Raw genomic sequence first — 17,838 nt, 5'->3', positions numbered from 1 at the left:
AAAAAAGCAAAAGCCCGCTTTCGCGGGCCCTGCCGAGTCCTAGAATCCCATGGTCCGGCCGGCATGGGCGTCTTTCGCCTGCAATTCCTTGCGGAGTTCCGCCTCGATGCGGCTTGCGCTGCGCACACTTTCGGGCAGGTAGCGCAGGCGCCCGTTCACCGCGTTGAAGTCGCCAGGGGTAAGCATCGGCAGTTCCGTCACGGAATCGGGGCACTGCACCGACGGGAAGAACACATTCCACAGGTGGCGAACCCCTTCGGGTTTCAGGTAGCCAAAGCCAAGCTTCAGCGCAAAGCGGCGGCGACTCGCCGAATCCAGCGAATCGTTGAAGTTCGTCGCGGCGATGAAGATACCCTTGAAGTTCTCCATACGGGTGAGGATCTCGTTTACCTTCGAAACCTCGTGCCCCTGCATGGCACCGGAGCGGTCACGCAGGAAACTGTCGGCTTCGTCGAAGAAGAGAATCGACTTGGTGCGTTCCGCCTCCTCGAACGCAGCGGCAATCTGCGCTTCTGTCTGACCCACGAACATGCCAAGAAGATCGCTCGCCTTGCGGACAATCAGGTTCCTGCCCAAGGTACGCGCCAAGTGACGCACGAACTCCGTCTTGCCCGTTCCCGGAGGACCATAGAGCAAGATGTTCAGGGAATTCGGGGCAGAATCTTCGTCGAGCCTCTTCCACACCGTATCGTAGGCCTGCACCACCTCCATGATCTCGTCGACAGAGCCTTCGATGTTGAGCCCCGTCAGCGAATACGAAGGCGCATGGCACTCCACATCGCGAAGCGTCCCGTTCTGGATTCCGAGAAGCTTCGTATGAGCCTTCAGAATCCGTGCCATCGTCGGGTACGCCTGGGTCGCAATCCCGCTTGCGAGCAGTTCACGGGTATGCTGGGCCGCAAGCGTAAAGCCGCCCGCCATTGCAGGGTATTCAACCACGAGCTTCAGCTTTTCTTCGGGCGTAAGCATCGTCTCGGCAGATTGCGACTTGAGCACGGAATTGAGCATGTTCAGGCGTTCGTCCTTCGAAAGTCCCTTGAACGCAATCGAGAAATCGAAGCGGCGGCGGGTACTCCCTTCCGTAAAGTGCAAGGAGTTGGTAATCCAGATAATCGGCGTGCGCATCTGTTCAAAGAAATGGTTCAGGCTTCCCTTCTCAAAGCCGTTAAGCACCAGGTCCGCCTCGTCGATCATGATGATACCGGGCTCCTGTTCGCACTGCCAGTTGGCAAGCATCGCAGCGCGGATGCGGTAATACATGAGGCTCTGCGCGCGCGACTCCATGCGGCGACCCGGATCGGCATTGTCGGCATCAATGCTCACTTCCCACAGCGGGAGCCCCGCCTCTTTTGCAATCGCCTTTGCAAGTTCGGTCTTGCCCGAACCTTCGATTCCGTAGAACAGGATGTTCAGCGGATGCTTGCGGTCGTGATTCTTGATCATGTCGAGCGCAAGCAATACGTCTGGATTGTTCCCCTGCAGCTGCGCAAACGGGACCGTTCCCGGCTCGGCAAGGCGGAACGCCTTGAGGCCGGTACTGTCACCATAACCATTCAGGTACGACTGTACTTCCGGAGGAATGTCCAGATCGTCGTCACACAGGTTCAGCATGCGCAGCGTGCCGTTCTGGCCCAAAAGGCTGGAGACATAGTCCTGTTCCAATCCGGTTGCGCGGGCCAGTTCGCGCAACATGCTCTGCGTAATATTTGGCGAACCGAAATGGCGGCGGCGCCTTCCAAAGAATTCGCCATCCGAATCGATCTGCAACTCTTCGCGATTGTGCAGCCACATGTACACGAGCATTTCCGTTTCGGCATCGTTCAGGCGGTAGGTTTCCTTGACCTTCTGCACGCGCTTGTAGACCCGATCCCTTTCCGACACTCCCCGCGAAAGCATTTCCAAGGCATACTTCTCGAAATTCTCGCAGATGACTCCCTGCACGCGCTTGTACAGGAACGGAGCCATCGAAGATGGCTCGACATCGGCAATTGTTTTGAGCAGGTTTTCTGTCACCTGGTCGCTTGCGCCCAGCTTGATTTCCTTTCGGTAACGGCAGATCTGGCGAAGGAACCGACTGTCGCAAAATTCGGTATCCATCTCGACTTCATCCGATTCGTTGAGCGAGCCATCTTCATCGAATATGTCATCGAGGAAATCGTCATCAATGGCATCACAATCCCTGCAATTGTTGAATTCGACCGACTGCTTTTTCTTTTTTACGGCGGGGCGTTTCGGCTTGATATAGCCACCGAGCGTTTCGATAAACCCATCCACGATGGCGCTGCGGTACGGTTCGTTTACCAGGCGAATCGCAATTTCCTTGTTAAGGCTTTCGGGACTCTCACGGATAATGCGCACCCAATACTCCAGGATCTTGAGATCCGCAAAGTCCAGCCTATCCGACCTGCCCGACGTTCTCTTTCCCGAGTTCTTGAGATTCTGAAAAATCTTCTTGAAATATTGGTTCTTCTGCATGCTTGCTTACCTTCCTAATAAATCCAATTTCTACCCTATATTATCGTAAGTAAAAGGGTATCGGTAAAATCGTTTTCGCAAAAAAATTGGACCCCGGTAGAAGCGAGCCCTTGGCAATGATGTAAAAAAAAGCGAATAGTCTCCACATCTACTATATCGCTTCAATCATTCAAACTGTAAATCAAAAAAATAATTTTTTATAGATTGCCCGCAGGCCTATACCCGAGCAGCTTCATGCTGTAAAGGGCCGTTCCCTTGCTAATGCTACGGACCCCCGTGGCATAGCCAAAAATTTTTCTCAGCGGCACATCTGCCTTCAAAAAATGCGTCTTGCCATCGCCACCGATTTCCTTCACCTTGCCGTCGCGGGACTGGATGTCGCCGGTGACAAGCCCGGCGAAGTTCACGGGACATTCCAGCGAAAGTTCCATCACCGGTTCGTAGAGAGTCACGTCGGCGGGCCTGATCAGCTTGACCACCGCATCGACGCAAGCCTTCTTGATCATGGGCGGCAAGGCGCCTTCGGTCCAGGTGAACTCATGGACCTCAAAACGCACACCCACCAGCGGCCCCTTGCCGAGGACGCCGATTTCGGTGGACTCGAGGAGCGCGGAGCGCACCCCCGCCAAAATTTCGCGGGGGGCCGTCTCCAAAAATTCAGCGGAAAGGCGAATGTCGTGGGCATCCCCGTCGAGCGGCGTCGCCGAGACCTTGATCGAAATCTTGTGGGGGCCCAGCTGGAAGGTGTTTTCGACGGGACCCACGGCTCGGCAGAGACGTTCCTGCCAGCGCACCTCGGGAGCCCCCGCACATACATCGCAGCCGAACTCGCGTTTCAGCCTGGAAAGCAGCACGTCCAACTGCACTTCGCCCACCGTATGCAAGTACCAGAAGCCGCCATCGTCCTTTTGAACGCGGAAACTCGGGTCCATGCGGCAAAGCGTATTCAGGCTCTTTTCCACGTGGTGGTAGTCCTCGGAACCCAGGCATTCCACGCGGGTCTGCAACAGCGGCTGGTACCTGTCGCGTACAGAAGACCGTTCCGCGTCATCTTCGCCGGGGACGCTTCCATCCAGGTAGATTGTCTGCCCAAGCTCCGTCTCGAAAGGGCTGCGCATCGCATAAATGTCCCCCGAGCGGATTTCATCCACGGGCTGCAGCAAGTTCGCCTTGAGCCTCGAGAATTCAAAACCGGCGGGCCATTCCTTCCGCTCCATGTCGGTATGGCTACGGAACAGCGAAATTTCGCCCACGCCCTTGAAATGCCTCAGGCGAATCACTTGGCCAAGCTCATTGCGGCCAAACTCGGGGACATCGGGCAAGAAGAACGAAAGCGCCGTCGTAAGGCTACGGACCCCGAAGCCCTCCATGGCGGAACCCGCATAGCAGAGCGCATAGTCGTCATCTTTCGCCAGTTCCTTGAGGCCACGCAGCAGCGCTTTCGGCGGAACCGGCTTACCGTCAAGCGCAAGTTTCAGAACCTCGTCATCAAAGTTGCTCGCAAACTCGACCGCCTCGGCATAATACTTCTTCAGTTTTTCCGTCGACTCGCTCACCTCGCCGTCCTGCGGCCAGGATTCGTCGACCACCTCTTCGCCCGTTTCCGAATGAACAAGGCGACTCCTGCTCAGCACATCGAGAACGCCCTCGAGCTTGCCTCCCCTGTATTCCGGAAGCGACATCAGTACCGGGCGCACCCCTAGAACCTCTTCGACGTTGATCAGTGTCTCGTCGAGCGAATAATCGGGATTGTCCAGCTTGTTGATGAACAGAATGGTGCGGACTCCCGCTTCGCGAAGTTTCCTGAAGGCGGCAACCGTCTGCGTCTCGACGCCACTAGCGGCACTCACCACCAACACGGCACCTTCAACCGCCGTAAGCGCTGTATCCACCTCGGCGCCAAAATCCACATGCCCCGGCGTATCAATAAAATTGAACCAGGTATTCTTCCATTCGAAATGCGCAACACCACTTTCGATGGTGATTCCCCTGTCCTTCTCTTCGGGCAGGTAGTCCATCGTCGCAAGACCTTCTTCGACCTTGCCCGGCCTGCGCACCTCGCCTGCCGCAAAAAGGATACGCTCGGAAAGCGTCGTCTTTCCGGCGTCCACGTGGGCAAGGATTGCGATATTTCGAATGGGCTGCGACATGGTTTCCAATTACTTCTGCAAGTCCTTCAGCTGCGACTCAAGGGCACCGACTCGAAGAGCCAAGTCGGCACAAAGTTTTTCCAACCGCTCCAGGCGGGAATCGTGCTCGTTGTCCTTTACACGCTGACGCTTCAGCTCCGAGTCCTGTTCCACATTCTTGGAATCGACAGAATTCAATCGAAAGTCGTGCTCGGCATCCTTTGCAATCTGCGCCTTCAGCTTGAATTCCTGTTCGCGTTCCCTGCTGTAAAGGGCATCTATGCGGACGTCGTGTTCGTCGTCCTTTTCTTTCTGCATATCTAGGCGAGCATCGTGTTCCTGGTCCTTGCGCTGGAGTTCACGGATGCGTTCTTCATCAAGACTCATAACGACCTCGGGAAGGGGAAACCTAAAAGTCAATGTAGCAAAAAAAGCCCGCCAAGAATTCCCTAGCGTTTCAATTCCGCCAAGACCATGCCCGCGACAATCGCTGACGCCCCCGCGATGGCGACAAACGTGATGCGTTCCCCGAGGGTAACCACCGCCGTGATGATCGTGACGAGAGGAATGGCGTAGAGGTAGTTGCTGGCAAGCACCGTGCCAAGCTGCTTCATCACCTTGTTCCACACAAGGTAGCCAAACAGCGACGAAAAAACCGTAAGGCATAAGAAGTTGAGCGAAACCACGGGTTCCGCAAAATTGCTCCACGGAATATCCGCCACCTTCGAAACGCTGAAGTCCGCCTCGAAGAACAGCGCCGGAATAGAGGTGAGCGTCCCGTAGAAGAACATCCTGCGCGTGATGAACAGCGTAGAATATTCACCGTTCAGCTTTCTCACCACCAACGAATAGATGGTCCACACCAGCGCGGCACTGATGGCGAGAAAGTCTCCGACGGGAGAAAGCTTCAGGATAAACTTGCCATTCATCACCACGAGCACCATGCCAATGAACGTGATGAAGCAGCCAAGAACCTGCCGCTTGCCGAGCCGTTCACTCTTGTAGAACAGTCCCCCGAAAATCATGATGAGCAGCGGGGTAATGCAGACAATGAGAGAGACGTTGCTCGACGGCGCAATCGAAAGCGCCGTATTCTCGGTCCAGAAATACAGCGTGCAACCGGTAACGCCACATACAAACAGAAGCAGCTCATGCTTCCAGCTCTTGCAGTGGAAATGCTTGTGAGATGCCGCGAGCAGAATCAGGTAGGTGACCGCGAACCGCAACGTGAAAATCTGCACGGCGCTAAAACCGTGATTCAAAAGCACCTTGGTACTCACGAAACTCGTGCCCCAGAACGCAATCGTCGCGATGGCGAGGATATGCCAGAGAGCCATGTTGTTGCGCGCGGGTGTCATCGACGCCAAAGATAGAAATAAGGACTACACGAACTGGGCAAAATAGGCACCTGCAAGTAACAAGTCTCGCCTAGTTATAGTTTTAAGTTATTACTGATTATAACCTAAACCTTGTACAGGACGCATTTTGGGACATTTTTTTCTTTTTTAACCTCATTTTTATAGACCTAGTTATAGGAACTAACTATATTAAGGCACATAAAACTTATAGGAAAAGGATAAAGGATGTCCAAGATCGAAACTTTGTGCGTACAAGGCGGGTGGTCTCCGAAAAACGGCGAACCGCGCGTCCTCCCCATCTACCAGAGCACCACTTTCAAGTACGAGTCCAGCAACGCGATGGCCGACCTGTTCGACCTGAAGGCCAGCGGCTACTTCTACACGCGCCTGCAGAACCCGACCAACGATGCCGTGGCATCCAAGATTGCGGCCATGGAAGGCGGTGTCGCTGCGATGCTCACCAGCTCCGGTCAGGCGGCGAACTTCTTTGCCGTGTTCAACATCTGCGAGGCGGGCGACCACTTCATCAGCACCAGCGCCATCTACGGCGGTACGAGCAACCTCTTCAGCGTCACCATGAAGAAGCTCGGTATCGAATGCACGTTCGTGGACCAGGACGCTAGCGACGAGGAAATCGAGAAGGCTTTCCGCCCGAACACCAAGTGCTTCTTCGGCGAAACGGTGGCTAACCCTGCCGGCAAGATCCTGGACCTCAAGCGCTTCGCCGACATTGCCCACAAGCACGGCGTGCCGATGATCGTGGACAACACGTTCCCGACTCCGATTCTCTGCCGCCCGATTGAATTCGGCGTGGACATCGTGACTCACTCCACCACCAAGTACATGGACGGTCACGCCATGGCCGTGGGCGGCTGCATCGTAGATAGCGGAAACTTCGATTGGGAAGCCCATCACGACAAGTTCAAGGGCCTCACCGAACCTGACCCGAGCTACCACGGCCTTGCCTACACGAAGGCTTTCGGCAAGGGCGCCTTCATCACGAAGGCTACGGCCCAGCTCATGCGCGACCTTGGCAGCATCCAGGCACCGCAGAATGCGTTCCTTTTGAACGTGGGTCTTGAAACGCTTCACCTGCGCATGCCGCGCCACTGCGAAAACGCTCTCGCCTGCGCGAAGTTCCTGCAAAACCACCCGAAGGTGGCCTGGGTCGATTACGCGGGCCTCGAGGGCAACAAGTACCACGAACTTGCTAAGAAGCAGTTCAAGGGCGGGCTCCCCTGCGGCGTCTTGACGTTCGGCATCAAGGGTGGCCGCGAAAAGAGCATCCAGTTCATGGACAACCTCAAGATGATTTGCATCGTGACTCACGTGGCCGACGCCCGCAGCTGCGTGCTGCACCCGGCAAGCCACACGCACCGTCAGCTCAGCGACGAACAGCTCATCGAAGCAGGCGTTGCACCGGACCTGATCCGCTTCAGCGTGGGTATCGAGAACGTCGAAGACATCATCGCGGACCTCACGCAGGCCCTCGACAAGGTGTAATAACAAATAGGGAGGGGTCGGCCCTCTCTAAGACCCTCCCGGCACCCAATAACCCGCACACCTGAAGGCTCGGCCTGACGGGGCGGGTTATTTTTGTGCGCATACGCAAGCGTATGCATAATACGAATAAAAAATGTGATTTGCTATTCAATTCCACAACCGCTGTATACAAGAAAATTCTTTTGTTTGCAATTTTCTGTGTATACAAGAATTTATGAAATCGCTTTTTTTTCATTCAAATAACGGACTTGAACAAAGTGTAAGTTTTTTATATAAAATAAATTTGACCCTAGCTCTCGCAAAACGAATCTTTTTTAGTAACTTTGTTCGCAAAGAATGTTTGAGGGTTAGGAGTCCATCAAACACCTCGGGGAGTCCTACTGCGCAAGTGGTGGGGCTCCCTTTTTTACACACAAAGGCCATTACATACAAAAAAACACCGGGCGATTTACCCGGCGTTCCTTTACTACAAAAAATGGTTTCGATTAGACGTGCTTGACCTTATTGTCGCCTTCGTCCCAGTACTGACCGTCGCAAACGAACTTGTATTCGTAATCGCCAGCATCGAGAGTCACCTTGCCAGTCCAGAGACCAGTCTTCTTGTCCTTCTTGAGCATGTCCTTGTCAACAGCCCAGTTGTTGAAGGAGCCTGCGACAGACACGGTGGTGGCCAGCGGGCAGTTAGCTTCGAACACAACGGTCACCTTCTTCGTAGCCTTGGCAGCAGATTTCTTTGCAGCAGGAGCCTTTGCGGCTGCCTTCGGAGCTGCGGCCTTCTTAGCAGCCGGCTTTGCGGCAGTCTTCTTTTCGGCGACCGGCTTTGCAGCCTTCTTTTCTGCCACCTTCTTTTCGGCGGCCGGTTTTGCAGCCTTGGCGGCGGCCTTCGGGGCAGCCTTGGGAGCGCTCTTCTTGGCAGTGCTCTTGCCCACTACAGTTTTTGTACCTTTAGACATTATCTATCTCCTTTCATTGTTTGGCGCCAAAGATAGCAAAAAAAACAGATTCCGTCTAGTATGTCCATCGCACCAAAACAACCGTTTGTCGGTGCCATACATCTTTTCTATATTTGGGCCATGCTCAAGCAAATCATCGCCCCAAGCGTTTTAAACGCAAACTTCCTCGAACTCGGAAAAGGCCTCCAAGCCGTCGAAAACGGTGGTGCAGGCCTTGTTCACCTCGACATCATGGATGGACACTTTGTCCCAAATATCAGCTTCGGCCCGGGAATCTCGGCCTGCGTCAAGAAAGGCACTAAACTCCCGCTTGACTGTCACCTGATGATTGAACATCCAGAAAACTACGTGGGTGAATTTGCAAAGGCGGGTGCCGCCATCATCAGCGTGCACGCCGAAACCACGAACCACCTGGACCGCTTGCTGCACCAGATTGCAGAACTCGGCGTAAAGCCCGCCGTGGCCATCAACCCGGCGACCCCGCTTGAAAGCATCAAGTACGTGCTCGACATCGTGGACATGGTGCTCATCATGTCGGTGAACCCGGGATTCGGCGGCCAGAGCCTCATCCCCTACTGCCTCGACAAGATTCGTGAACTTCGCCAGATGAAGCCGGAACTCGATATCCAGATCGACGGCGGCGTCAAGCTCGACAACATCCTCGCCTGCAAGGAAGCCGGTGCAAATATCTTTGTGGTCGGTTCCGCCATCTTCGGCAAGCCCGATCCCGAAGCCGTGTGTCACGAGTTCGTAGTCAAAGTAGGAGCCTACCAAGTAGACGAACGCCGTTAAGCGCCATCGAAAAAAATCTACCTAAGCGTAGCTCCATTTGCTTTATAACGCTTTTCGCTGTCACGGATAACCACGCTATTGCGCTCCCTCTGAACAAAGGGGGCGTTTTTCTTTAGTGAATTGCGTATCGGCAAAGCTCGCAAGAAAGCAGACGTTTCTACACGGCTATCCATGACAAATTTTCCGATATGGATTTTTTCGAGTCCATTCGCGGAATCCTCAGACGACATGTTATTTGCGAAGCGAATGCAGTCATCCGTTTTCTTTTCGCTACAAACCTTCAAGTAGGCATCCAGCAGTTTTCCATCCCAGTCCTTATGCATCCCTAGATTTATTTCGAACGCAATTTCGTTGTTGCCGTCAAAGGTCATCACCGTATCGGCGCCCCTGATTTCAATTTTACGGCTATGCACCTTCATGAAATCGACGGAATCTAGCGACTTATTGATATTGAGTGCAGCGATTGTATCTAGCGGTCCGAAATCAGCCATTCCATGAACATAAAGCGAAGTCTTCATCTTTCGCGTCAGGTTTCCAAAGCCCACGTTCTGGATACGCAGTTTCGCACGCAAAATGCCGTCGTTCCCCACCGTATCGCTCAGCCACGATTCGCGCAGCACAAAGCGGTAGCCCAGGTGGTCGTTGATGTACTTGAAACCCGAAAGCGAATCGACACGCGCCGGGTCGTAGTCGAAATCCTTCTGCTTAAAGGGCGTCTTTTTCCAGCTGTCAATCAGGTTGTTGTTCCACTGGATGTTCAGATAACTCGTATGCGTGCGGAAACCCTCGTAAGAGAGAAATTCCGGCGTGTTGATGACCTGGTAGCCGCTCGCCGTCGTGAGGGCCTCGCCACCATAGGGCGTGTTGACGCTGTACTTCTCGAGCCAGGCCACCCCCTCTTCGCGGCAGATAGAAGTCTTGCAGTCCGCGCCCCAGGTGCCGTAATCGTACTGCGTTCCCAAATAGCCGTCGTTGAACATTCCCACGCGGTACATGGTGTCGCCCTTCGCCTTCGCAATCTCCGCAAACTTCTCGCCATCGATGCGGAAGTCTACGCCCCAGTTGTCAAAGCCCAGCACCTTCGCCGAATAGTTTCCCGTGCGCGTAAGGATTTTCAATTCGGGTGGAGTGTTGCGCAACATCAGATTTACCGCTTCGGCCACGCGATCGTAAGTGATGCTCGTATCGGAATGCATCTCGCCGTAGGCGCCATGCATGCCCATCTCGAGCGCCACAATCACGTCGGTGTTTTTCGAAAGCACAGGCGCCAACTGTTTCACATGCTTTAGCACCCACTCGTGGGCCGGAGTCACGTTGCTACGGCCATTGTACCACGGGTCGTAACAGATTCGCACAATCACGTGCCCGCCAAAGTCGCGAATGTTGTCGAAGGTCTGCTGCAAAACATTCAGGGCGTCTTCGGTCAGGTCCCGGCTCACGCCGCGCACCGTATCGCGTATCCCTCCCGTCGTGTCAATCGAAAGCCAGGCGTTACTGCTGAATTCCGAAATTTCCGCGCGCAGGTGTAACAACTTGCCATACGGCTTTTCAATCGGCTTGCCTCCCGAAGGTTTCAAATGCAACACCTGCGGCGTATAGAACCCGCGGTCGAAATTTTCGAGTGTCGCCATCGCGTCGGTCGTGTCGATTGACTGCTTCACAAGCCCCGCCGCAAAGAGCGGTGCCGTCGCAAACAAGAAAATGCCGAGCACGGCAATCTGCACAACATTCCGCGTCATCTCAGAAATCTTCTTCATCGACACCCCCAACAAAAAAACGGACACAGCATCAAGCCATATCCGTAATATATATTTTTGTAGGAAGTTTGAAGCCGGAAGTTAGAAGTAGAATGCTGTTCTTACAACAAATCCTTCCTACTTCCTACCGTCTACTGTCTACTTATTATAAATCGCTTCGAGGGCAGCGGCCAGGTACGCAAGCGGCGCGTTCCAGTTGATGGCCACTTCGTTTGTGGCATAGCTGCAGCGGTTGTCGATATAGGCAAGGGCCGGCTTGTCGGCGGCGGCATAGTTCGGGCACTTCCAATGTTCCTTGCCGTCCAGGTTAATATCCTGCTTGCCCAGGTGCGGGCCGCCCACGAGCATTCCCGGCACCGGGTCGTCGACCATGTCCGATTCGCTCGGGCGGTGGTGCGGATTGCGCGGGCTCCTGTAGCCGAATCCCGTCACGTAGGTAATGTCCATCGGGTTCTTGCCAAGCAAGTAGTCCAGGCACTGCTGCGCTCCATCCACGTAGCTCTTGTCGCCGGTGAGCAAATAGGCATGCACCAGCACCATGCCGTTGTTTGCCATAGCACTGTTAGAGCCCCAGTTCCAGCTCCACGGGAAAGCGGGCAAGCGATAGGCACTCGTATCACCCACGGCACGCAGGTTGTTGGCTTCATTCAGCACGACCTTCTTCGCTTCGGCAACAAGGTCCTTGTCAAAGTCAGCGGAATCGAGCGCCACGCGAATGGCGGCGAGCATGTTCAGGTCGCCCCACCAGGCACCATTGGCGGTGAATGCGTTGCCCTTGAGGTCGTCCTGGTAGTTCTTCTTCTTGGTCGCACGGAAAAGCTCCGCGGCCGCCCAGCGGAACTCGTCCTTGCCGTCCTCGTTACCGGGGGCATAGCTTCCCGTCTGCACGTCGGCCGGCTGCTTGTAGAATGCCGTCGGGTTCTTCTTCGCCCAAGCGTAGGCCTTCTCGGCAGCCTTGAGCATCTTGTCGGCGTAAGCCTTGTCTATGTTCCTGTAGACCACGCTCGCCTGCGCCATGACGCCCGCAAAGTCGAGCGTCGCAGTCAGATTCTTGATAATTGCGTAGCGCGCGTCCTTGTCATTTTCAGGCAGCACACTTCCGCTGAAACGCAGCGTGGACACCTTGTGGTAAACGCCTCCATCCTTGTCCTGCATGGTAAGCATCCAGTCCAGGTTGTAGCGCACTTCTTCGAGAAGTTCGGGGTACTTCGGGAATTCGCGCGGAATGTTCCAGGTGAGCGAATCGGCATACTTCGGGAAGTTCTCGTAAATTTCGAGCAGGGTCCATACGGTAATGCCGGAGTTCACGATGTACTTGCCGTAGTCGCCCGCATCGTACCAGCCGCGAGCCGACTTGATCGTCTTGCCTGCGCCCTTGCCGCCCGTTACTTTGTCTGTACCATAGATAATGACATGATCGTCCATGTGGCCCGCAGCGCGGGCCCACTTGCCCGCATACTGCGGTTCAAGCGCCATGCTCGAACGCTGGTAATAGAACCACTTGAGGGAAGCCTTCACCAAGTCTGCATAGACATTCTTCCCCACGACGATCGGGGTACCCACGTACTCGCCGCCACGGAACAGGCGGTAGGTTCCCGGAGTCTTGACGGCAGAAATGTCGAAGGTCTGCACTTCCTCGCCGCTGTAATCCCATTCGTAGACCATCGGGGCATCCAGCTTAAGCACCGTCTTGCCGTTCATATCGCGAACCTCGAGCCCGTTCGCGTCGCTGCCGGGGTAAACCACCTGCTTCTCGGCCTCGGGCACATAACCCAGCTGGTTCATAAGGGGACCCGCAAATGCGGCAGAAGTCAACAAGAGCGTCGCGGCAGATGCCGTCACGCCCATCCTAGAGAAAGCACATTTACAGAAATTCATGGCTAGAATATACCTAAATAATTCATTTGTAGGCACAAAAGCCACTTTTTTTTCGTTTTCAGGTGAAACCAGCGGCAAAAAAACATTATCGGCACAATCGACAATTTTTGAGAAAAACTGGTGCACTTTTCTTAACATTTTATTAAATTTCTATCATAAACCCTAACAAGAGGAAACAAAATGAAAAAACTTTACCTTGTACTCGCCGCCGTGCTTCTCGCGACCGGCCTCTCCTTTGCACAGGTCAACGTCGGTGGCCACGCTGCCGTGAACTTCAGCACCCTTTGGGGTGACGCCGCTGACGACGCTCCCTGGGGCCTCGGCTTTGCAGCCGGTGTTGCCGCCAAGGTTTCTGTGAACCCGATGATTAGCGTTGTTCCCGAAGTCGACATCGATCTGCGCCGCCAGTCCGACGATGATGTCACCTGGAGCACCTGGGCTCTTGAAATTCCTATTCTCGCCCGCATCAATGCAGCTCCGCAGCTCTTCATTGAAGTCGGTCCGCAGCTCGGCTTCCTCCTGAGCTCCGAAGTTGAACGCGAATTCGGCGCACACTCCACCACGACCGATCTCGGCGATGCCGAGATGCTGAACACCTTCGAATTCGGTATCGACGTCGGCGCTGGCTATGCCGTCATGCCGAACCTCGACGTGAACTTCCGCTTCGCTCTCGGTCTCACCTCCATCGTCGACGGCAAGAAGTTCATTGGCTCCGACGATCCGGCAAAGAACATGCAGCTCCAGCTGGGCGCCACCTACTGGTTCATGTAATCGAGCCTAAAGTTCTACGAACTTAAACGGGTCCTGCAATCGCAGGGCCCTTCTTTTATACCTAACTAACGCACCACCAACAAGAAGAGCCGCAGCGGGTCTCGCTGCGGTTCTTCAATTGTGGATTGCTTCGTCGCCTTACGGCGCCTCGCAATGACGTGGAAGGCGAATGATGTTAGCCTTTCTTGCTACGATGGCTGTTCTTGATCCATTCGGTCTTGTGGACTTCCGGGATATCGTCAAGCAGCTTGAGCGTGTGCGGTTCGGTCGTGTTGTCGAGCACTTCTGCCGGAGTACCCTGGTTCACAATCTTACCGTCGTGCATAATGAAGATACGGTCAGAAACATAGTTTGCAAGACCGATATCGTGAGTCACGAACACCACGGTCATCTTCAGCTCGTCTTTCAACTTGCGGAGGTAATCGAGGATGTTTGCACGCACACAGGCGTCCACCATGGAGGTAGCTTCGTCAGCAATCAAGACCTTCGGACGGAGAGCGAAGATACGGGCCAAAAGCATACGCTGCATCTGACCGCCGGAAAGCTCGAACGGGTACTTGCCTTCGATATCTTCGGGCTTCACGTTCACAGCCATCAGGCCTTCGTCCACGCGGCGGCGGACTTCTTCCTTGGAGGGCTTGTCCTTCAGGATATTCAGGGCGTCTTCCAGCTGGCTACGAATCGTAAAGAACTGGTTGAAGCAGCCGAACGGGTCCTGGAACACGGACTGCACTTCGTTCCAGTGAGCCTTCAGGTTCTTGATGGGCTTGTCGCGATACAGGAACTGGCCGCGAGTCGGCTTGTAAAGACCGAGCATGATCTTTGCGAGCACGGACTTGCCGCAACCCGAACCACCCACGATGGAGATGAATTCTTCGTCGTAGATGTCGAAGGACACATCCTTCACGGCGGTCTTCAGGGACTTGCCGGCACCAAAATCCTTGCTGATGCGCTTAGCGGAAAATACAACGGGTTTATCAGACAGCATAATCGCACCTCACTTGACGGTCGCCTACAATGCGGATGTTCTGGGTATTCTTCTTGCAGTCGGGGCATGCCTTCTTGCAGCGGGGAGCAAAGCGGCAACCCACGATCTTGTTCTTCAGGCTCGGAGGAGCGCCTTCGATAGCCACCGGATGACGGGTACGCTGGGAAGCTTCGGTAGAAAGCATGGCGCCCATCAGAGCCTGCGTATACGGGTGACGCGGATCCTTCACCACCTGGTCGGCGGTGCCGTATTCCACGATTTCGCCGGCGTACATGATGGCGATGTTGTCTGCCACGTGGTACAGGAGCGGAAGTTCGTGGGTGATGAAGATCATGGTGCTAAAGATGCCCTTGTCAAGAAGGTCGAAGATCATCTTGATCACTTCCTTCTGGGTAGAAACGTCCAGAGCGGAAGTCGGTTCGTCGGCGATCACCATCTGCGGGTTAAGCAGGGTGGAAATACCGATCACGGAACGCTGGCGTTCACCGGCGGTGAGCTGAATCGGGTAGGAGTTCAGCACGCGCTTGGTATCCATTCCGAACAGGTCGAAACGTTCGCAAAGGCGGTCGTAGATTTCCTTGTGGTCGAGCTTCTTGCCCGGCTGCTGGTGAGCAGCGATCACGTCAGCGGCGATATCCTTGATCTTGCGAACCGGGTTCAAAGCGTTGAACGCACCCTGCGGAATCATGGAGACCTGCTGGGCGAGCACGTTGGCACGCACGTCTTCGATCTTGCGGTGCATCAGGGATTCCATATGGTCACCCACGCGAACGCGCACGTCACCCTTTTCGGGGTAAAGCGGCGGGATGCACATGCCCATAAGGCCGGACACCAGTGTGGACTTACCGCAACCGGATTCACCTGCGATACCGAGGATTTCGCCCTGCTTCATGGAGAAGGACACATCCGTCACGGCATGAGTCTTGTCGCCGAAACGGCCAAGGTAATAGAGGCCGAGATTTTCTACTTCAAATACATTTTCAGACATTTCGTTACCTCTTATTTGCGCAGACGCGGGTTGAAGACGCCTTCCATAGACGTGTTGATGAGGTAAAGGGCAAACACCGTAAGGGTCACCACCAGGGTCGCCGGAATGAAGGCAATCCAGATGGAGTCGGCAAGAGCGCCGTTGTCCTTCGCCTGGTTCAGGATGATGCCGAGGCTAGTCGTGTCGACAGGGCCAAGGCCAATCATGGAAATGGAAGCTTCGGAAAGAATACCCGAACCCACCTGCATGATGAACACCATGAACACGTAAGAAAGAAGGTAAGGAAGCACATGCTTGATCACGATCGTGAGCGTGGATGCACCGTTGATGCGAGCGAGAGCGATGTGGTCGCGGCTACGCAGCGAAGATGCCTGGGCACGCACGGCACGGGCAGACCAGCTCCATGCGGTAAGACCGATGATGAGGCCGATCAAGGTGAGGGAACGACCGTCCTTCACGGCAGAGCTGATGAGCACGAGAATCACGAACTGCGGAATCACGATGAAGAGGTTCGTGAACATGTTCAGGACTTCGTCGATCCAGCCGCCACGGAAACCGCCGAACAGACCGATAAGCACACCGATCGTCGTCGCGATGATACCGGCAACGAAGCCCACATAGAGGGAGCTGCGCAGCCCTGCGATCAGAAGCGACACGTAGTCACGACCGAGGTGGTCAGTGCCAAGCAGGTGTTCAGAAGAAGAACCTGCATAGGGGCCAGCGAGGATGTCACGAGCGTGAGTATCGACGCTGTAGAAGAGAGGTCCAAAGAGCGCGATCAGGAGCGTAAGCACGAAGATCGAGATACCGATGACAAACATCGGGGACTTGAGAAGGTTTCTTAAGAGTTTCAACATAATTACTTACCTCCCATTTGGAGACCGGCCTTAACACGCGGGTCGAACACGGCGATAAGCACGTCGACGGCGAAGTTTGCAACGAGCACGCAGGTAGAGATCATCAAGGTGCAACCCTGGATTGTTGCGTAGTCGTTCTTCTGGATGGCGTTGAGCATCGCCATACCGAGGCCCGGATAAGAGAAGATCATTTCGGTAATGAGCGCGCCACCCACCATGGCACCGAGAGACTGGGCAAGACCGGTGAGCTGCGGAAGCATGGCGTTACGGAACACGTAGCTAATGATCTTGCCTTCGCGAAGACCAAGCCACTTGGCGTACTTCATGTAGTCGGTACCGAGTTCATAAATCGACATGGAGCGCATACCCGTTGCCTGACCCGAAAGAAGAATCGGGAAGCAGCTGAAGAACGGGAGGATGTAGTACCAAGCGACGCTCTTGATGCAGGTCCAGGAGAAGGTGAGTTCCGGAATGTCGGAGCTGTAAGCACCCATAGCCGGGAACCAGCCGAGCGTGATGGAGAACATTGCCACGAGGAGCATACCGAACACGAAGTAGGGCACACCGTTCAGGAACATGGCGCAGGGGAAGAACACCTTGTCGAAGATGCCGCGCTTGTAGGCAGCGAAGGCGCCGAGCAGGTTACCAATGATCCAGCCGAGCAAAATCGTCGGAGCCTGGATAAGGAGCGTCCACGGGAGGGACTTCTTGATCACGTTGGTCACCGGTTCGTTGTTCTGGTAAGAGAGACCGAGATCGCCCTTGAACACGTTGCCGATGTAGCGGAAGAACTGGGAGAGAGCTGAAGAGAGCTTCGGGTCAGTCTTGAAAACAGGTTCTTCAACCATGAGAGTGTCCTGGTGTTCAGCCTGGACGGACTCCATCACGGCAACCTTTTCAACCTTCTCGACCTTCTTCTTGGTCTTCGGATCCTTGACCATCACGGGCTTGCCCTTGGCATCGAGCACCGGCTTTTCTTCGAATACCGGATTGCCTTCGGCATCAACCTTCTGGCGTTCCACCATCTTCGGGGTACCGTCTTCGTTGACTTCCTTGACAGTCGTCATCACCGGGGCGCCGTTCTCGTCAAGCTTGGCGACCCTACGGGTAACCATCTGACCATTTTCGTCGACTTCCGGTTCGTAAATCACGTTACCCTGGTCGTCGAGTTCGGCCATGCCGAAAGACACCAGGAGTTCGGCCTTCTTCTTCTGAGCTTCAGTCGGAGAAAGACCCTTACCGGCCTGACCCATAATGATGTCGACCGGGTTGTTGTCGCCAAGACGCGGCAACGCGAAGTTAAGTGCCACTGCAAAAACGAAGGTCAGGAGATACCAGAACCCCTTCTGCAGGACATAGCGTAGCATAGGATATTGTTTAAGCATTTGT

The 17,838-nt window shown here is 54.7% G+C and carries 14 protein-coding genes; 3 read left to right on the top strand and 11 right to left on the bottom strand.

Translation table 11 applies throughout. The features are described 5' to 3' along the window. Nucleotides 1-39: 39 nt before the first annotated feature. From ACKI61_RS11485 to ACKI61_RS11470, 4 genes are all read right to left on the bottom strand, one after another. Entirely contained in the window at nt 40-2,475 is a 2,436-nt protein-coding gene (locus tag ACKI61_RS11485; protein WP_407457836.1) for an AAA family ATPase, read from the bottom strand. A 197-nt stretch (nt 2,476-2,672) separates the two neighbouring features. Next, the gene (locus tag ACKI61_RS11480; RefSeq protein ID WP_407457835.1) at nt 2,673-4,625 is read right to left on the bottom strand and encodes a GTP-binding protein; all 1,953 of its coding nucleotides are present in this window, start codon (nt 4,623-4,625) and stop codon (nt 2,673-2,675) included. Nucleotides 4,626-4,634: 9 nt separating this feature from the next. Beyond that, a complete protein-coding gene (locus ACKI61_RS11475; protein ID WP_407457834.1) occupies nt 4,635-4,991 on the bottom strand; it encodes a hypothetical protein in 357 nt (118 codons plus the stop codon). Between the two features lie 62 nt (nt 4,992-5,053). Continuing rightward, the gene (locus ACKI61_RS11470) at nt 5,054-5,962 is read right to left on the bottom strand and encodes a DMT family transporter (protein WP_407457833.1); all 909 of its coding nucleotides are present in this window, start codon (nt 5,960-5,962) and stop codon (nt 5,054-5,056) included. A gap of 225 nt (nt 5,963-6,187) precedes the next feature. Between ACKI61_RS11470 and ACKI61_RS11465 the strand changes: the two genes are divergently transcribed. Next, a complete protein-coding gene (locus tag ACKI61_RS11465) occupies nt 6,188-7,465 on the top strand; it encodes an O-acetylhomoserine aminocarboxypropyltransferase/cysteine synthase family protein (RefSeq protein WP_407457832.1) in 1,278 nt (425 codons plus the stop codon). A 485-nt stretch (nt 7,466-7,950) separates the two neighbouring features. Here the strand turns inward: ACKI61_RS11465 and ACKI61_RS11460 are convergent, their stop codons facing one another. After that, nucleotides 7,951-8,418 carry a glycogen-binding domain-containing protein gene (locus ACKI61_RS11460; RefSeq protein ID WP_407457831.1) on the bottom strand — a complete coding sequence of 156 codons (468 nt, stop codon included), beginning with the start codon at nt 8,416-8,418 and terminating at the stop codon, nt 7,951-7,953. Nucleotides 8,419-8,538: 120 nt separating this feature from the next. On the opposite strand from ACKI61_RS11460, the gene rpe reads away from it, so the two are divergent. Continuing rightward, the gene (gene rpe, locus ACKI61_RS11455) at nt 8,539-9,210 is read left to right on the top strand and encodes a ribulose-phosphate 3-epimerase (protein ID WP_407457830.1); all 672 of its coding nucleotides are present in this window, start codon (nt 8,539-8,541) and stop codon (nt 9,208-9,210) included. Nucleotides 9,211-9,227: 17 nt separating this feature from the next. On the opposite strand, the gene ACKI61_RS11450 is transcribed toward rpe, so the two are convergent. Beyond that, nucleotides 9,228-10,967, bottom strand: coding sequence for a DUF4832 domain-containing protein (locus ACKI61_RS11450; RefSeq protein WP_407457829.1), 1,740 nt, complete (start codon nt 10,965-10,967; stop codon nt 9,228-9,230). Nucleotides 10,968-11,105: 138 nt separating this feature from the next. Further along, nucleotides 11,106-12,845 carry a glycoside hydrolase family 9 protein gene (locus ACKI61_RS11445; protein WP_407457828.1) on the bottom strand — a complete coding sequence of 580 codons (1,740 nt, stop codon included), beginning with the start codon at nt 12,843-12,845 and terminating at the stop codon, nt 11,106-11,108. Between the two features lie 180 nt (nt 12,846-13,025). On the opposite strand from ACKI61_RS11445, the gene ACKI61_RS11440 reads away from it, so the two are divergent. Continuing rightward, nucleotides 13,026-13,616 (top strand): porin family protein, encoded by a 591-nt coding sequence (locus tag ACKI61_RS11440; protein WP_407457827.1) that lies wholly within the window; start codon nt 13,026-13,028, stop codon nt 13,614-13,616. Nucleotides 13,617-13,791: 175 nt separating this feature from the next. Here ACKI61_RS11440 and ACKI61_RS11435 read toward each other — a convergent pair whose 3' ends face one another. From ACKI61_RS11435 to ACKI61_RS11420, 4 genes are read right to left on the bottom strand one after another with little or no spacing between them, the layout of a single operon-like run. Then, nucleotides 13,792-14,604, bottom strand: a complete 813-nt coding sequence (locus ACKI61_RS11435) for an ABC transporter ATP-binding protein (RefSeq protein WP_405341598.1) — start codon at nt 14,602-14,604, stop codon at nt 13,792-13,794. Further along, nucleotides 14,594-15,592, bottom strand: a complete 999-nt coding sequence (locus ACKI61_RS11430) for an ABC transporter ATP-binding protein (protein ID WP_407457826.1) — start codon at nt 15,590-15,592, stop codon at nt 14,594-14,596. Before ACKI61_RS11430 ends, ACKI61_RS11435 begins: the two co-directional genes overlap by 11 nt. A gap of 11 nt (nt 15,593-15,603) precedes the next feature. Next, entirely contained in the window at nt 15,604-16,449 is an 846-nt protein-coding gene (locus ACKI61_RS11425) for an ABC transporter permease (protein ID WP_072800040.1), read from the bottom strand. A gap of 2 nt (nt 16,450-16,451) precedes the next feature. Continuing rightward, a complete protein-coding gene (locus ACKI61_RS11420) occupies nt 16,452-17,834 on the bottom strand; it encodes an ABC transporter permease (protein WP_407457825.1) in 1,383 nt (460 codons plus the stop codon). Between the last annotated feature and the right edge of the window lie 4 nt (nt 17,835-17,838).

The sequence above is a fragment of the Fibrobacter sp. genome (assembly GCF_045601785.1).
Classification (GTDB): Bacteria; Fibrobacterota; Fibrobacteria; order Fibrobacterales; family Fibrobacteraceae; genus Fibrobacter.
The sequence above is the reverse complement of the archived record's forward strand: the minus strand, read 5'-3'. Positions and strand labels throughout refer to the sequence as shown.

Coding starts and splice junctions, on each gene's coding strand:
- ACKI61_RS11485 (WP_407457836.1), bottom strand. CDS start 2,475: ATGCAGAAGAACCAATATTTCAAGAAGATTTTTCAGAATCTCAAGAAC.
- ACKI61_RS11480 (WP_407457835.1), bottom strand. CDS start 4,625: ATGTCGCAGCCCATTCGAAATATCGCAATCCTTGCCCACGTGGACGCC.
- ACKI61_RS11475 (WP_407457834.1), bottom strand. CDS start 4,991: ATGAGTCTTGATGAAGAACGCATCCGTGAACTCCAGCGCAAGGACCAG.
- ACKI61_RS11470 (WP_407457833.1), bottom strand. CDS start 5,962: ATGACACCCGCGCGCAACAACATGGCTCTCTGGCATATCCTCGCCATC.
- ACKI61_RS11465 (WP_407457832.1), top strand. CDS start 6,188: ATGTCCAAGATCGAAACTTTGTGCGTACAAGGCGGGTGGTCTCCGAAA.
- ACKI61_RS11460 (WP_407457831.1), bottom strand. CDS start 8,418: ATGTCTAAAGGTACAAAAACTGTAGTGGGCAAGAGCACTGCCAAGAAG.
- rpe (WP_407457830.1), top strand. CDS start 8,539: ATGCTCAAGCAAATCATCGCCCCAAGCGTTTTAAACGCAAACTTCCTC.
- ACKI61_RS11450 (WP_407457829.1), bottom strand. CDS start 10,967: ATGAAGAAGATTTCTGAGATGACGCGGAATGTTGTGCAGATTGCCGTG.
- ACKI61_RS11445 (WP_407457828.1), bottom strand. CDS start 12,845: ATGAATTTCTGTAAATGTGCTTTCTCTAGGATGGGCGTGACGGCATCT.
- ACKI61_RS11440 (WP_407457827.1), top strand. CDS start 13,026: ATGAAAAAACTTTACCTTGTACTCGCCGCCGTGCTTCTCGCGACCGGC.
- ACKI61_RS11435 (WP_405341598.1), bottom strand. CDS start 14,604: ATGCTGTCTGATAAACCCGTTGTATTTTCCGCTAAGCGCATCAGCAAG.
- ACKI61_RS11430 (WP_407457826.1), bottom strand. CDS start 15,592: ATGTCTGAAAATGTATTTGAAGTAGAAAATCTCGGCCTCTATTACCTT.
- ACKI61_RS11425 (WP_072800040.1), bottom strand. CDS start 16,449: ATGTTGAAACTCTTAAGAAACCTTCTCAAGTCCCCGATGTTTGTCATC.
- ACKI61_RS11420 (WP_407457825.1), bottom strand. CDS start 17,834: ATGCTTAAACAATATCCTATGCTACGCTATGTCCTGCAGAAGGGGTTC.